The sequence below is a fragment of the Streptomyces sp. NPDC012474 genome, assembly GCF_042955185.1.
Taxonomy (GTDB): Bacteria; Actinomycetota; Actinomycetes; order Streptomycetales; family Streptomycetaceae; genus Streptomyces; species Streptomyces cahuitamycinicus.
In genome coordinates, this window is the sequence record NZ_JBIBEP010000002.1 from 260,910 (window position 1) to 274,367 (window position 13,458).

General features: G+C 73.7%; 11 protein-coding genes. 6 read left to right on the forward strand and 5 right to left on the reverse strand.

Going from position 1 to position 13,458, the window contains the following annotated elements:
- Positions 1–274 precede the first annotated feature (274 nt).
- Positions 275–2,332, forward strand: a complete 2,058-nt coding sequence (locus ACFY9S_RS06025) for a glycoside hydrolase (RefSeq protein ID WP_391123554.1) — start codon at positions 275–277, stop codon at positions 2,330–2,332.
- A 184-nt stretch (positions 2,333–2,516) separates the two neighbouring features.
- Here ACFY9S_RS06025 and ACFY9S_RS06030 read toward each other — a convergent pair whose 3' ends face one another.
- Positions 2,517–3,449 carry an NAD(P)-binding domain-containing protein gene (locus tag ACFY9S_RS06030; protein ID WP_391123556.1) on the reverse strand — a complete coding sequence of 311 codons (933 nt, stop codon included), beginning with the start codon at positions 3,447–3,449 and terminating at the stop codon, positions 2,517–2,519.
- Positions 3,450–3,529: 80 nt separating this feature from the next.
- On the opposite strand from ACFY9S_RS06030, the gene ACFY9S_RS06035 reads away from it, so the two are divergent.
- The gene (locus ACFY9S_RS06035) at positions 3,530–3,880 is read left to right on the forward strand and encodes a winged helix-turn-helix transcriptional regulator (RefSeq protein ID WP_391123558.1); all 351 of its coding nucleotides are present in this window, start codon (positions 3,530–3,532) and stop codon (positions 3,878–3,880) included.
- Positions 3,881–4,046: 166 nt separating this feature from the next.
- Here the strand turns inward: ACFY9S_RS06035 and ACFY9S_RS06040 are convergent, their stop codons facing one another.
- Positions 4,047–4,526, reverse strand: coding sequence for a MarR family transcriptional regulator (locus tag ACFY9S_RS06040; RefSeq protein ID WP_391123560.1), 480 nt, complete (start codon positions 4,524–4,526; stop codon positions 4,047–4,049).
- A 66-nt stretch (positions 4,527–4,592) separates the two neighbouring features.
- Between ACFY9S_RS06040 and pip the strand changes: the two genes are divergently transcribed.
- Positions 4,593–5,555: a prolyl aminopeptidase gene (pip, locus tag ACFY9S_RS06045; RefSeq protein WP_391123562.1), complete on the forward strand. Its 963-nt coding sequence runs from the start codon at positions 4,593–4,595 to the stop codon at positions 5,553–5,555.
- A 227-nt stretch (positions 5,556–5,782) separates the two neighbouring features.
- On the opposite strand, the gene ACFY9S_RS06050 is transcribed toward pip, so the two are convergent.
- Positions 5,783–7,126, reverse strand: a complete 1,344-nt coding sequence (locus ACFY9S_RS06050; RefSeq protein ID WP_391123564.1) for a BTAD domain-containing putative transcriptional regulator — start codon at positions 7,124–7,126, stop codon at positions 5,783–5,785.
- Positions 7,127–7,245: 119 nt separating this feature from the next.
- Between ACFY9S_RS06050 and ACFY9S_RS06055 the strand changes: the two genes are divergently transcribed.
- From ACFY9S_RS06055 to ACFY9S_RS06065, 3 genes are all read left to right on the forward strand, one after another.
- The gene (locus ACFY9S_RS06055; protein WP_391123566.1) at positions 7,246–7,752 is read left to right on the forward strand and encodes a hypothetical protein; all 507 of its coding nucleotides are present in this window, start codon (positions 7,246–7,248) and stop codon (positions 7,750–7,752) included.
- Between the two features lie 186 nt (positions 7,753–7,938).
- Positions 7,939–8,826 carry an amidohydrolase family protein gene (locus tag ACFY9S_RS06060; RefSeq protein ID WP_391123568.1) on the forward strand — a complete coding sequence of 296 codons (888 nt, stop codon included), beginning with the start codon at positions 7,939–7,941 and terminating at the stop codon, positions 8,824–8,826.
- A 254-nt stretch (positions 8,827–9,080) separates the two neighbouring features.
- Positions 9,081–10,739, forward strand: coding sequence for an alpha/beta fold hydrolase (locus ACFY9S_RS06065; RefSeq protein ID WP_391123570.1), 1,659 nt, complete (start codon positions 9,081–9,083; stop codon positions 10,737–10,739).
- 119 nt (positions 10,740–10,858) lie between these two features.
- On the opposite strand, the gene ACFY9S_RS06070 is transcribed toward ACFY9S_RS06065, so the two are convergent.
- Entirely contained in the window at positions 10,859–12,049 is a 1,191-nt protein-coding gene (locus ACFY9S_RS06070; RefSeq protein ID WP_391124232.1) for a VWA-like domain-containing protein, read from the reverse strand.
- A gap of 131 nt (positions 12,050–12,180) precedes the next feature.
- Positions 12,181–13,428: an AAA family ATPase gene (locus ACFY9S_RS06075; RefSeq protein WP_391123572.1), complete on the reverse strand. Its 1,248-nt coding sequence runs from the start codon at positions 13,426–13,428 to the stop codon at positions 12,181–12,183.
- Positions 13,429–13,458 lie beyond the last annotated feature (30 nt).

A 13,458-nucleotide genomic window follows, 5' to 3' on the forward strand; every position in this document is an offset into this window, starting at 1 on the left:
TACGGCTCGCGCCCCCCGGCTCCCTCTCCCCGTCCACGGTGCCCACCTGCCCCTCGTTCCCCTCGCCGCGCACCCGGCGCAAATTTCGGTCCGGAACGAGTCCTTGACCCCTGAGATTCGGACAGTGTAGACATCCCGCCAGTGGATGTTTACGTAAACATTGCCTAGTCGAAATCGTACGAGAAGGCGCCGAATCCGCACAAGTCGCACCACGTAGGCCCCGATCTCTGTGTCCGCCGGGACGCGCGGCACGCAGAAGAGCTGGAGTACCGAGATGGCACAACGCACCCGTAAGAGAAGGCTCCTCGGGGCCATCGGCGTCACCTTGGCGACCGGAACCGTCCTGGCCACCGCCGCCCTGCCCGCCGCGCACGCCGAGAACGCCGGCGCCGAGGCCGCCGCGGCCGGGGTCACCGTCCGGCCCGACCCCTCGTACGCCGGGGACAGGTTCGAAGGCTGGGGGACGAGCCTGGTCTGGTTCGCCAACGCCACCGGCGACTACCCGCCCGCGGTCCGCGAGAAGCTCTACAAGCTCCTCTTCGGCGACGACGGTCTCGCCCTGAACATCGCCCGCTACAACATCGGCGGCGGCAACGCCCCCGACGTCAAGGACTACCTGCGGGCCGGCGGCGCCGTCGAGGGCTGGTGGAAGGCCCCGGCGGGCACCACCCGCGAGGACGTCGACTGGTGGAACGCCGACGACCCCGCCGACTGGAACAACAAGGCCGACAAGACGCAGCGCTGGTGGGTCGACCGCATCAAGAAGGACATCACCCACTGGGAGACCTTCAGCAACTCCCCGCCCTGGTTCATGACCGAGAGCGGCTACGTCTCCGGCAACTTCGACGCGGGCAAGGACCAGCTGAAGCCCGAGTCGGTCGACGACTTCGCCAAGTACCTGGTGGGCGCGACCGAGCGGCTGGAGAAGGCGCACGGCATCAAGGTCGACACGCTCGACCCGTTCAACGAGCCGAACACCGACTACTGGGGCACCAAGCTCGGCCCGGACGGCGAGCCGACCGGCGGCCGCCAGGAGGGCGCCCACATCGGCCCCGAGCTCCAGCAGAAGGTGCTCCGCGCGCTGGCCCCGGTCCTGAAGAAGTCCCGGTCGGACGCGGACATATCCGCCATGGACGAGACCAACCCCGGCACCTTCGCGACGAACTGGAACTCCTACCCCCAGGAGGTCCGCGACCTCGTCGACCAGATGAACGTCCACACCTACGGCACCGGCCAGCGCACCACGGTCCGCGACCTGGCCAAGGCCGCCGACAAGCCGCTGTGGATGAGCGAGGTCGAGGGCGACTGGGGCGACGGCCAGAGCTTCACGGACATGCGGCCCGGCCTGGGCCTCGCCCAGCGCATGGTGGACGACCTGCGTGAACTGGAGCCCAAGGCCTGGGTGTTCTGGCAGCCCGTCGAGGACTACGACAACATGAAGCCGGGCGGCGAGTCCGCCAAGGGCGGCAACTGGGGAGAGATCCAGCTCCCGTTCAGCTGCACCTCGAAGGACACCCTGAAGTCCTGCCCGATCTACACCAACACCAAGTTCGACACGGCCCGCAACTTCACGCACTTCATCAAGCCCGGCGACCGGCTGATCAAGACGAACGACACGTCCAGCACGGCGGCGGTCTCCCGCAAGGGCGACGCGGCGACGGTCGTCCACGTCAACAGCGCCACCGAGGCGCGCGAGATCACGCTCGACCTGTCGAAGTTCGGCCGGGTCTCCTCCCGGGCCTCGGTCACCCCGGTGGTGACCAGCGCCGACGGCAAGCTGGAGAAGCTGAAGCCCGTCCGCGTGAACGGCAAGCAGGCCACGCTCACGGTGCCCGCCCAGTCCGTGACGTCGTTCCTCGTCAAGGGCGTCTCGGGAGTCGCCAAGGACGCGGCCGAGCTGCGCAAGGGCCACACCTACCGCCTGACCGGCGTCCAGAGCGGCAAGGACCTCACCATCGCCGGCAACGGCACGGGCCTGGTCATCAAGACCCCGAACGCCTCCGACCCCAGCGGCCGGCAGTGGCGGGTGGAGCAGATCCGCGGTGAGGACAACCGCAAGCGCTACGTCCTCACCGAGACCGGCGCGGACAAGCGTCTGGCCATCCGCGACGGCGCCCTGGTCGCCGAACCCGACGAGGGCCGCCGCGACGCCGCCGCGCAGTGGATCGCGTCCACGACGGGCGACGGCACGTGGACGCTCGTGAACGCGGCGACGGGCCAGCTCCCGGACGTCGGGGGCCAGTCCACGAACGACGGCGCCTCCGTGGGTGTGTGGCAGCCGAACTCCGGGTCCAACCAGCGTTGGAAGGTCACGGAGGTGGCGGCCGACTAGCGCTTTCGCGTCCGGCCCGGTCTTTCCCCGGCGCCCCCGCCCGCCATCGGATGTCGATGGCGGGCGGGGGCGCCGTCCCTTTTGCTCCTGCCGTCACTCTCAGCGGGCCGGCGGGACGCACTCCGGCTGGTCCAGCCCCCGCAGCCGGCGGGCGTTCGGCGAGCCCGGCAGTGCCGCGTAGCGGTCAGCGTCGGCCGATGACCTCCGCGACGCGGATGAAGCCGTCCTGCCCGTGGCCCAGCCCGACGGCGCGGCGGGCCATGCCCTCGGCCGCGCGCATGACACCGGCGTCGATGCCGTGCGACTCGGAGACGTGGACGATGTGGGACATGGACGACACGGCCGAGGTGAGGGGGTTGCCGTCGCCGGAGTAGGTCCCGGCGTCGGCGTCCGCGGCGGTCTCCGCGAACACCGGCGGGAGGATGGCGCCGATGCCCTGGGCGAAGGGCGCCAGCTCGGTCGCGGTGACGCCCTCGGCCCGGGCCACCGCCAAGGCATGCGCGTAACCCGCCATCGCCGTCCAGAAGATGTCGAGCAGGGCGATGTCGTAGGCCGCGGCCCGGCCCGGATCCGCACCGAGGTGGGTGTGGGTGCCGCCCAACGCCTGCCGTACGGCGCCGGCTTCCTCGTAGAGGTCCCGCGGACCGCTGTACAGGAACACCGCGTCGGGCGTGCCGATGGTGGTCGTCGGGGTCATGATCGCGCCGTCGAGGTAGCGGACGCCGTGCCCGGCGGCCCACTCGGCGGTGTCGCGGGCCCGGGCAGGGGTGTCGGCGGTCAGGTTCACGACCGTACGGCCCTTGAGGGCTGCCGCGACCTCGTCCTGGCGCAGCACGGCGTCGGCGGCGTCGTAGTTCACCACGCAGACGACGGTCACCTCGCTCGCCGCCACCGCTTCGGCCGCAGACGCCGCCCCCGCCGCACCGCGGTCGAGGAGCTCCCGGTCCCGGCCCGGAGTGCGGTTCCAGACGGTGGTGCGCAGGCCCGCGTCGACGAACGCACCGGCCAGGGCACGGCCCATCGGGCCGAGACCGAGGACGGTGACCGTAGTGGCCGGGTGCTCGGCGGGCCCCCGGGCGGAATACGCCGGGGCCGCGGAAGCGCTGTACGAAGGCATCGTGAACTCCTCTGGTAGGCACGACAATTGAGCTGCACGGGAGTGATCTGCACGGCAATGCACGGGAAAAGGGGGCGGACATGGCGCGTCGGCGGCAGGATCCGGACGTCTGCGGAGTGACCGCCGCGATCGCGGTGGTCGACGGCAAGTGGAAGACGGCCCTGCTCTGGCTGCTGGAGTCGGGCCCGCACCGCCCGGCGGAGCTGCGCCGGCAGCTGCCGGGCCTCTCCGAGAAGGTGCTGACCGAGGCCTTGCGGGAGATGGCCGCGGACGGGCTGGTGCACCGGGAGGTGTACGACGTGCTGCCGCCGAAGACGGTCTACTCCCTGACCGCTTTCGGCCGTGAACTCTCCGAGGCGCTGGCGCCGTTGGCCGACTGGGGCCACCGGCACCTGGAGAATCTGGCCCAGGCCGCCCGGTCGGCCTCCTGACGCGGCTGCCACCTCCGTCCCTTCCGGATCCTGTGCCTCACGGGCCGCCCACCACCAGGTTCGCGCGACACCGGCGCACTGCCAAGTCCCCACAAAAAGGTGGGTACTCCCGTGCGTCGGGCACCTTCTGGCCCTTGCCGGCCGGCCCCGGCGGGCCGGGCACCGGTCAGATGGTCCGGCGAGCCGCCGCCACCCGTTCCCGGAACGGACGCCGTCCCACCGCCTGAGCCACCTCGGCCAGCACCTCCCCCAGTGGCATGGTCAGTTCCGTGTCCAGCTCCGCCATCGCCGCGGCCGTCGCCTCCCACTCCGCCTCGATCCGCGGCAGCAGCGCCCGGGCCTCGGGTGTGAGGCCGACCAGCCGGCGGCGGGCGTCCAGCGGGTCGGGGGTGTGGGTGACCAGGCCCGCGCGGGCCATCTGGGCCGCCGTCTGGCTCGCTGCCGAGTGCGTGACACCGATGGCCCCGGCCAGGTCGCGCACGGAGAGCGGACCTTCGGCCACGAGCGCGCGGACGACCGGGGAGAAGCGGGGCCGGTACTCGGCCATGCCCTGCTCCTCGTAGACCGCGGCCACATCGCCGTCGAGCAGCTCCAGGACGTGACGCAGCAGCGTCCCCACGGCGACCGGATCCGGTTGATTCCTCACCTTGATAATCTAACAGCGCTGTTACATCACGAGTCGTCCGTGGCGTGTCAGGAGAGGACATCGCGCATGCCCGAGCTGTATCCGCCCGGTATCGAGCCGTACGCGCACGGCATGCTCGACGTCGGCGACGGCAACCGCGTGTACTGGGAGGCCTGCGGAAACCCCGCGGGCAAGCCCGCCCTCGTGCTGCACGGCGGGCCCGGGTCCGGGGCGGGGCCCTTCTGGCGTCGGCTGTTCGACCCGGCGGTGTACCGCATCGTGCTCCTCGACCAGCGCGGGTGCGGGCGGAGCACGCCCGACGCGGCCGATCCGGGGACCTCGCTCGCCGCCAACACCACGCACCATCTCATCGCCGACATCGAGCGGTTGCGGCAGCACCTCGGCATCGAGGAGTGGCTGGTGCTCGGCGGCTCCTGGGGCGTGACCCTCGCCCTGGCCTACGCCGAACGGCACCCCGGGCAGGTGTCCGAGCTGGTCCTCTTCAGTGTCACCAACACCACGCGCCGCGAGGTGGAGTGGGTCACCCGGGACATGGGGCGGATCTTCCCCGAGGAGTGGGCCCGATTCCGCGACGCCGTGCCGGAGGCCGAGCGCGAGGGGAGCCTGGCGGACGCCTACGCCCGGATGCTCGCCGACCCGGATCCGGCCGTACGGGAGCGGGCCGCGCGGGAGTGGTGCCGGTGGGAGGACGTGCACGTCTCCACCCTGCCGGGGCACCGGCCCGACCCGCGCTACGAGGACCCGCGCTTCCGGATGCGCTTCGCCCGGCTCGTCACGCACTACTGGCGGCACGCCGCCTTCCTGGAGGACGGGGTGCTGCTGCGCGACGCCGGGAGGCTGGCCGGCATCCCGGGCGTGATGATCCACGGCCGGATGGACATCAGCGGGCCCGCGGACATCGCGTGGCACCTGGCACAGGTGTGGCCGGACGCGGAGCTCGTGCTGATCGGCGGCGAGGGCCACGGGCTGTCGGGCACCTCCATGACGGCGGCCGTGGTGGCGGCGACGGACCGGTTCCGGGGCCGGTGAGAGCTCCGCCGCCCGCCGTCAGCGGGCCGCCGAAGCCCCGCCCGGCGACGGGGACCGCCCACAGCCCCCGGTTCCGGGGCCCGTGAGAGCTCCGCCGCCCGCCGTCAGCGGGCCGCCGAAGCCCCGCCCGGCGACGGGGACCGCCCACAGCCCCGCCCGGCCCCGCCCGACCCGGTGACGTGGACCGCCCACGACCCCGCCCGGTGACCGACCGCCCCCAGCCGCCCTCAGTGCGCACCGGCGTCCCGCTTCGCCCCGCACGTCCCCAGGCTGCACCACCTGCGCCGCCCGCTCTCGTCGAGGAACAGCCAGCCGCAGTCCCGGCCGGGGCAGCCGCGGACGGTGAAGCGGCGGGGCTCGGCGAGCAGTTCGCCCGCCGCGCGGGCCACCGCGTACAGGGGCAGGCGCAGCCCGGCGGAAGGGGACGGCTGCCAGCGTCCCAGGCCGTCCTCGCCCCGGGTGAAGACCGAGAGCCCCGCGGCCTGCTCCACCACCCCGGCGACCGTCTTGAAGGCCCGGCCGTCCTGCGGGTCGGTCAGGCAGGCGTACAGGTCCGTTCGGAACCGCCGGGCCTCGTCTAGGGCGGCGGCGGCCTCGTCCGGCCGGCGCCGGGCCTGCTGCCTCAGCAGGGCGGTCTGCCGGTCCTCGATCAGGTCCAGGTGCCCGGCCCACACGGCGAGCGTGGCGTAGCCGGGCAGCCACTCCGACCCGGGCAGCCGGTCCCCGCCCCACCCGGCGTAGGTGTTGCAGAACTCCAGCGCGGGGTGTCCGCTGGTGCTCCAGGGGAGCCACTGGTCGTCGACCCGTACCGCGTAGACCGGCCCGGGCGGCCGGTCCAGCCGTGGGTCGCCGCTCAGCATCCGCTCGTGCAGGGTGCGCAGTTGGCGGTCCGGTTCGATGCCGAGGTCGGTCGCGAGGAGGGCGCGGGTACGGCCGTAGAGCCGGAGCGCTTCGGCCCGGCGGCCTGTGCGGTGCAGGGCGGTCATCTGCGCGGCGACCAGGCGCTCGCGGGTCGGATGCTCCTGGAGCAGCGGCGTCAGGTCCGCGACGACCCGCTCTGGCAGACCCATGCCGAGCTGGGCCTCTGCCCGTCGTTCCACCGCCGACAGCCGCAGTTCGCCCAGCCGGCCGTCGAGCCGTGAACGCAGCCGGTCGCCGGCGACATCCGCGAGCAGCGGGCCGCGCCAGAGCGCGAGGGCACGCTCGTAGTGGCCGATCCGCTCCGCCGGGTCACGGGCGTCGGCCGCCTGCCCGACGAGCCCGGTGAACTCCTGTACGTCGATCCGGTGCGGGCCCCGCTCCACGGCGTAGCCGTCGTGCCGGGTCTCGACCGACACCTCGTACGGCCGGAGTGCGGCGCGCAGCCGGCCGACGTAGGTGTGGACGGTGGCGCGGGCCGAGGCGGGCGGGGCGTCGTCCCAGAGGAGGTCGATGAGGCGGCCGGTCGGGACGGAGTGGCCGGCGTGCAGCAACAGGACCGCCAGCAGGCACCGCTCCTGACGGCGGCTGCCGAGCAGCACCGACCGCCCCTGGTGACGGGCGGCGAACGGACCGAGCAGCTGGAAATCCATGACTGACCGGCAGCGTAGCCGGGCGGCCGGGCCGGGGGCGGGCAGTGGTGAGGCTTTGGTCAGAAGCAGGGGTGAGACTTCGGCGCACCGTCCTTTCGCCCCTTCGCACAGGGAGAACCATGCGCCGAACCGCCCTCGTCCCACTGGCACTTGTGGCCGTGCTCCTCGGCTCGCAGCCCGCGTCCGCCGCGGCCGGGCCCGGATGGGAGCCCGCGCCTTCCGCACCGTGGGACGTCGCCGCCGGTGTGCGGTGCGACTTCCCCGTCCACGGCGAGCCCGTCGTCGACGAGGTGGTGCGGCGGGTGCTGAGCACCTACCCCGACGGTTCCGCGCGGCGGGTCGCCTACCAGGGCGATCTGGTCATCCGCGTGACGAACACCGGGACCGGGGCCGCCCACGACGCCGACGCGAGCGGCTCGGCCGTCGTCGAGTACCGGCGCGACGGCTCACAGCGCTGGGCCGTGCACGGGCCGGTCTTCGTCGGCGTCGGGGAGGGCGGTGGCACCCTGCCGCGCGGCCTGTACATCGTCGACGGCGTCTACACGATGGACATCAGCGCCACCGGATACAAGTCCGTGCACCTCGTCCACGGGAGCACGGACGACCTGTGCGCCCGCATCGGCTGACGCGTCACCCACGAGGCGGTACGCAGGCGATGCTCCTGCGGCCGGGGTGATCGACGGACGGCGCGTCGAGGAGGCCGGTGGGCAGGGACGGGAGGGCGCCGGCGGCAGCGGGCGTGACCGATCCCTCACCGGTCTCTCGCGCACGGCACTGGCCCCGCCGCCCCGTCCCACCCGATCGTGGGCACCATGAACGATCACGGTGACGAGCCCGACGACATCCGCCGCTTCTGGGGGCGGCTCGGGCTCCCCGGCCTCGTCGACGTGCACACGCACTTCATGCCCGAGCGGGTCCTGGACAAGGTCTGGGAGTACTTCGACGCGCTCGGGCCGCTCACCGGCGGGCTGGAGTGGCCCATCACCTACCGGGAGGCGGAGGCCGAACGGGCCGGGATCCTCCGGGGGTTCGGCGTACGCGCCTTCACCGCGATGCTCTATCCGCACAAGCCCGGCATGGCCCGCTGGCTGAACGGCTGGGCGGCCGACTTCGCGCGCCGCACCCCCGACTGTCTGCACACGGCGACCCTGTTCCCCGAGCCGGACGTCGAGACGTACGTCCGGGAAGCCGTCGCGGCGGGCGCGCGGGTCTTCAAGGCGCATGTGCAGGTGGGGGCCTACGACCCGGCCGACGACCTGCTCCGGCCGGCGTGGGGCGTGCTGGCGGAGGCCGGCGTGCCCGTGGTGATCCACTGCGGTTCCGGTCCCGCGCCCGGCAAGCACACCGGCCCCGAACCGATCGCGCGGGTGCTGGCGGAGCACCCCCGGCTCCGGCTGATCGTCGCCCACATGGGGATGCCCGAGTACGAGGAGTTCCTCGACCTGGCCGAGCGGTACGCGGAGGTGCGGCTGGACACGACGATGGCGTTCACCGACTTCACCGAGCGGCTCGCGCCGTTCCCCCACCGGGCCCTGCCCCGGCTGGCGGACGTCGGCGACCGCATTCTGCTCGGCTCCGACTTCCCCAACATCCCCTACCCGTACCTGCACCAGCTCCACGCCCTGGAGCGGCTGGGACTCGGGGACGAGTGGCTGAGGGCGGTGTGCCACGACAACGCGGTGGAGCTGTTCGGCCTTTGACCGCGCCCGGCCGGGCCACGCCCCGGAAGGAAGACGACCACCACCGCCGCGCACCCGCCCCGGCCCGACCCGTCGGTGAACGACCGCCGCAACTACCGCCGGGTAGTGGGGAGATCGCGTGACAAGACACCCACAAGGAGGACCGAGAGCTCGTTCTCGCCCCTCTTCGCTCTCCCGCGTGAGCTAGAAATTTCAACAAGCCTTGACCGCACCCAGGCGTGCGCCGCGGCACACGCACCCGAGGGGAAGCCACTGTGACCACACGAGACCACGGATCCAGCCGGTCCGGTACCCGGGCGCGCAGACGCCTGCCGCGTCTGAGGATCGCCGTCGCCGCCGCCGTCTCCTTCGCCGTCGCGGGGACCGCCGCGCAGGTGATGGCGGCTCAGCCGGACGAGACGGACAAGCGGCCGGCCGTGCCGTCCCTCGCCTGGTCCGACTGTCAGGACGGCTTCGAGTGCGCGGACGCCGACGTGCCCCTGGACTACCGGGACCCGCAGGGCAGAACCATCACCCTGGCGGTCATCCGCAAGAAGGCGGCGGACCCGGCCACGAGGAAGGGCACCCTCTTCCTCCAGCCCGGCGGGCCCGGCAACTCGGGCGTGGACTTCGTGCGCGGCAACCACGCCGAGCTGCCGGCCGCCCTGCGTGACTCCTTCGACGTCTTCGGGTACGACGTGCGCGGCGTCGGGCGCAGCTCGCAGGTCCAGTGCTGGGACGACCCGACGTACACCCGGGCCGTCACCGCGGCCAAGGGCGCCCCGGGCCCGGACGCCTACGAGCCCGCCGTGCGCCAGGCCGCCGAGTTCGGCCAGGCCTGCCTGGACAACGCGGGCGAGCTGCTGCCGTACGTCGGCACCGGGTACGTCGCCCGTGACATCGACCTGCTGCGCCAGGCCCTCGGTGAGGACCGGCTGACCTACTACGGCCGCTCGTTCGGCAGTTACATCGGCACGGTCTACGCCGCCATGTTCCCCGGCCGGGTGCGTGCCCTCGCGCTCGACGGCGCCTACGACCCGGAGCACTACGCGAACCGGCCGTACGCCTACGACCGGCCCCAGTACCTGGCCCTGGACGGCGCGATGGGCCGCTTCCTGGACTGGTGCGAGGCGGACCAGGCCACGTGCGGGTTCGGCGACGGCGACCCCCGGGCCGCCTTCGAGAAGCTCAAGGCCGACCTCGACGCCGACCCCGTACCGACCGCGAACGGCGGGCAGGCGAACGGCTACACCCTCGTCTACCGCATCCTGTTCAACATCAACGAGGGCAAGGTGATCTGGCCCTCGCTCGGCGACGCCCTGCACAAGGCCCAGCAACGCGACACCACCTCGTTCCTGCTCCGGCCCCCGTCCGCGGCCAGCTACGACTTCCTCAACCCGAACATCGCCGTCGAGTGCACGGACAAGGCCTACCCGCGTGACCCGGCCCTGCTGAAGCGGAAGGTGACCTCCTTCGCGGAGGACGCGCCGCTGCTCGGCCCGGCCCTCGCCTACGGCCCGCCGCTCTACGACCACCAGCACGCCACGACCTGTGCGCAGTGGAAGGGCGAACGGGTCAGCCGTTACGGCGGTTCCTTCCGTGCGGAGGGCTCCGCGCCGATCCTCGTCATCGGCAACACCGGCGACCCGGACACCCCGTACCAGGACGCGGTGGCCCTGTCCCGGGAGCTCGACAACGGACGCCTGCTCACCTTCGAGGCCGAGGGGCACACCGCTTTCGGGCGCAGCGCCTGCGCGACCGACGCCGTCACGAACTACCTGGTGGACCTGAAGGTCCCGGCACGCGGCACCACCTGCGCGGACGAGACCCAGCCGCCGTCCTCCACCCCCAGGACGGCCCCGCCCGGCACGACGCTCGGCGAGCTCCGCAGCGGCGTCAACGAGCGGCTCGACCGCCTCGGCGTCCTGCGCTGACCGTCCGCCTCCACGGCACCCCGGGTTCCGGGCCCTCCACGGCCCGGCACCCGGGGTGCCTGCGCGTCCCGGGGTGTTCGCGTATCCCGGGGTGGGCTGCTGCACGGGCCGTAGGGCGTTCAGGAGCCGATGTCCACCACCCGGGCCCACGCCGGAGGTGTGTCCGGGACGTACTCGGGGTCGGACTCGTCGTAGGCGTGACTCCGGTACTGGCGCGGGAAGAGGCCGATCACCGTGCGGCACGGGGGCCGGGTGCCCGGCCAGGGGGTCTGGCCGTCGGTGAGGGCGACGATGACGTCGGGGGCCGGGCGGGTGCGCAGGGCGCGGGTGAAGCCGGCCCGCAGGTCCGTGCCGCCGCCGCCCGTGAGGGGGATGCCCTCGGCACGGCACAGGCGACGGGCGAGACCGGCGGAGGCGTCGCAGGGCACGACGGTGACCAGGTCACGGCGGCCGCCCACGGCCCGGGCGATCGCGGCCACTTCCAGGAGGGCGCTGCCCAGTTCGGCGTCGCTGACCGAGCCGGAGGTGTCGATGACGACGGAAACCCGGGGCGGGCGGCGGCGCAGGCTCGGCAGGACCGTGCCGGGCAGGGCGGTCGAACGGCGGGCGGGGCGGCCGTAGGTGTAGTCCTCGCCCGCGCCGGGGGCGGACGCCGCCGAGCGGACCGCCGCGCCCAGCAGCTGCCGCCACGGCTGGGGCGGGTGGAAGGCCTCCTCGGCCCAGCGCCGCCACCCCTGTGGGGCATGTCCGGGGCGGCCCGAGATGCCCTGCGCGACCCGGAAGCGGACCGCGTCCCGCTCCTGCCCGCTCAGGCCGTGCGCGCCGTCCGGGCCCAGTTCCCACTCCCGGTCCAGGCCGTCGGCGCCGCTGCCGCAGTCCAGCCAGGCCAAGTCCTGCGACCGGGGGCCGAGGGTGAACTGCCGCAGGTACTCCTCCATCAACTCGCCTTCGGCCAGGCCGAGATCGCCCGGTTCCACGACTCCCTCCGGGCGGGCCAGGCCGTCGCCGTAGACGTCGTCGTTGATCTCGAAGTCCGCTGCGATGTTCATCCGCAGCCGCTCCCCCGGGCCGTTCAGGCCGCGCTCGCGGGCGACCCGGTCGCTGCGGGCGTGGTGGTCGCGCAGCAGGTGCGACACCTCGTGCACCCACACACCGGCCAGTTCCTCGACCGGCGTGCGGTCCACGAACGCCGGCGACACGTAGCACCGCCAGTAGCGGTCGACACCCATCGTCGGCACCCGCCGCGACTCGACGACGTGCAGGGCGAAGAGGGCCGTGGCGAGGTAGGGGCGGACGCGGGCGGCGTGCAGGCGGGCCGTGAAGAGCTTGTCCCGGTCGAGGGCCCCGGGGGCGGTCCCGGGCGCATTGGGCGCATTGGGCGCATCGGTCGTCGTCGGCCCGCCCCGGCCCCTCCCCCGGCCGCAGCCTCGGCTGTCCGCCGTCACCGGCCCGCCTTCGCCGCGGCGGCGGCCGCGACCGCGGCCGTGGTCCGGTCCGCCCGCCGGGACAGGGACACCACTGGGGCCAGGCGCTCGACGGACGCCGGGACGTCCCAGTCGTCGCGCCGCAGGGCGGCGAGCGTGGTCGCGGGGACGACCACCACGTCCGGGGGGCCGGTCTCCAGCGCCTTCACCAGGAGCGCCCAGGCAGCGTCCCAACGGAGCCGCTCCGGGCGGTTGCGCACCGCGGCCACGACCGCGTCCAGCGCGGCCTGCCGCAGATCACCCCGCTCCGGCAGCACCGCACCGGCCGGGTCGGCCAGCAGCGTCTCGGGGTCCGGGAGGTCCATCCGGTCCAGGCTCGCCAGCAGTTCGAGACCGGGCCCGTCCCCGACGGTGCCCCTCACCAGCAGGGAGAGGACGTCACGGGAGGAGCCGGCCGCGGTCGCGAAGGCGATCAGGTGCAGCGTCATCTCCCAGCTGCGCGGAGACGGCCACGGCCCGCCCCGGCGCGTCTCGCCGCTGGGCAGCCGGTGCGCGAGCCCGGGGCGTGCGGCGAGCAGCCCGCACACGGCCCGGCGGGCGAAGTCCACGGCCTCCGGGAGCCTGTCCGGGGCGAGCCGGGGCAGGGTCGCCCGGGGCCAGGTCCCGCCGAGGCCGCGGACGACGACGTCGGTGTCGTGCGTCCACTGCAGGTGGACGAAGCGGTTGGCGAGGGGCGGGCTCAGTTCCCAGCCGTCGGCGGCCGAGGAGCGCGGGTTGGCGGCGGCCACGATCCGCACGCCCGGCGGCAGTTGCAACGCGCCGATCCGCCGTTCCAGCACGAGCCGGAGCAGGGCGGCCTGCACGGCGGGCGGCGCGGTGGAGAGTTCGTCGAGGAACAGCAGCCCGCGCCCGGCCCGCACCAGGCGCACGGCCCAGTCCGGCGGGGCCATCGGCACGCCCTGCTCGGCGGGGTCGTCGCCGACGATCGGCAGCCCCGAGAAGTCGGACGGCTCGTGCACGCTCGCGATCACCGTGGTCAGCGGCAGGTCCAGGGCCGTGGCGAGCTGGGTCAGGGCCGCGGTCTTGCCGATGCCCGGTTCGCCCCACAGCAGCACGGGCAGGTCGGCGGCCACGGCCAGGGTGAGGGCCTCCAGCTGGGTGTCGGGGCGGGGTTCGGTGGTGGTGTCCCGCAGCAGGGCCAGCAGGTCGCCGGCCACGTCGAGCTGGGAAGCGGGGCCGGGCGGGAACGAGGTGTGAGAGCGCATGTGTGATCACCTGTGTGCCGGTGGTGGGCC

Coding starts and splice junctions, on each gene's coding strand:
- ACFY9S_RS06025 (WP_391123554.1), top strand. CDS start 275: ATGGCACAACGCACCCGTAAGAGAAGGCTCCTCGGGGCCATCGGCGTC.
- ACFY9S_RS06030 (WP_391123556.1), bottom strand. CDS start 3,449: ATGCCTTCGTACAGCGCTTCCGCGGCCCCGGCGTATTCCGCCCGGGGG.
- ACFY9S_RS06035 (WP_391123558.1), top strand. CDS start 3,530: ATGGCGCGTCGGCGGCAGGATCCGGACGTCTGCGGAGTGACCGCCGCG.
- pip (WP_391123562.1), top strand. CDS start 4,593: ATGCCCGAGCTGTATCCGCCCGGTATCGAGCCGTACGCGCACGGCATG.
- ACFY9S_RS06050 (WP_391123564.1), bottom strand. CDS start 7,126: ATGGATTTCCAGCTGCTCGGTCCGTTCGCCGCCCGTCACCAGGGGCGG.
- ACFY9S_RS06055 (WP_391123566.1), top strand. CDS start 7,246: ATGCGCCGAACCGCCCTCGTCCCACTGGCACTTGTGGCCGTGCTCCTC.
- ACFY9S_RS06060 (WP_391123568.1), top strand. CDS start 7,939: ATGAACGATCACGGTGACGAGCCCGACGACATCCGCCGCTTCTGGGGG.
- ACFY9S_RS06075 (WP_391123572.1), bottom strand. CDS start 13,428: ATGCGCTCTCACACCTCGTTCCCGCCCGGCCCCGCTTCCCAGCTCGAC.